Genomic DNA, 1004 nt, shown 5'->3' on the forward strand with positions numbered 1-1004 from the left:
CCACCCGTTAGACGGGTGGTCATGATTTTTAGGCCTATAGTTTCAAACTATAACCCTGCCTATCTAATAACAATTTGCTAAATCAAATAAAGTATGAGATACTATTACAGTATTATTTTTAAAGGAGAACGAATCATGAAAATCAAAAAATGGTTAGGCGTAGCAGCTATCGCTACAGTAGCAGGCCTTGCACTTGCAGCTTGCGGAAATTCAGAAAAGAAAGCAGACAATGCAACTACAGTTAAAATTGCGACTGTTAACCGTAGCGGTTCAGAAGAAGCACGCTGGGACAAAGTTCAAGAATTGGTTGAAAAAGACGGAATTAAATTGGAATTCACAGAGTTTACAGACTACTCACAACCAAACAAAGCAACTGCTGATGGTGAAGTAGACTTGAACGCATTCCAACACTATAACTTCTTGAACAACTGGAACAAAGAAAACGGTAAAGATCTTGTAGCGATTGCAGATACTTATATCTCACCAATCCGCCTTTACTCAGGTAAAAACGGAGAAGAAAACAAGTACACTAAAGTGGAAGAAATCCCAGCAAACGGAGAAATCGCTGTACCTAACGATGCTACTAACGAAAGTCGTGCTCTTTACCTTCTTCAATCAGCTGGTTTGATTAAATTGGACGTTTCAGGAACTGCGCTTGCGACAATCGCAAACATCACAGAAAATCCAAAGAACTTGAAAATCACTGAATTAGACGCAAGCCAAACAGCTCGTTCATTGTCATCCGTTGATGCGGCTGTTGTCAACAACACTTTTGTTACAGAAGCAAAATTGGACTACAAGAAAGCACTCTTTAAAGAGCAAGCTGACGAAAACTCAAAACAATGGTACAACATCATCGTTGCGAAAAAAGATTGGGAATCATCACCTAAAGCTGATGCAATCAAGAAAATTATCGCAGCTTACCACACTGATGAAGTGAAAAAAGTTATCGAAGAAACTTCAGACGGCTTGGATCAACCAGTTTGGTAATAAACACAGGGAGG

1 protein-coding gene is annotated in these 1004 nt (G+C 39.4%); it reads left to right on the plus strand.

Annotation, left to right across the window (positions count from 1 at the left end):
- Positions 1-135: 135 nt before the first annotated feature.
- On the plus strand, positions 136-990 hold the full coding sequence (locus HMPREF2619_RS07210; protein ID WP_060955091.1) for a MetQ/NlpA family ABC transporter substrate-binding protein: 855 nt from the start codon (positions 136-138) through the stop codon (positions 988-990).
- Positions 991-1004: the final 14 nt, after the last annotated feature.

The organism is Streptococcus sp. HMSC074B11, assembly GCF_001808705.1.
Lineage (GTDB): Bacteria > Bacillota > Bacilli > Lactobacillales > Streptococcaceae > Streptococcus.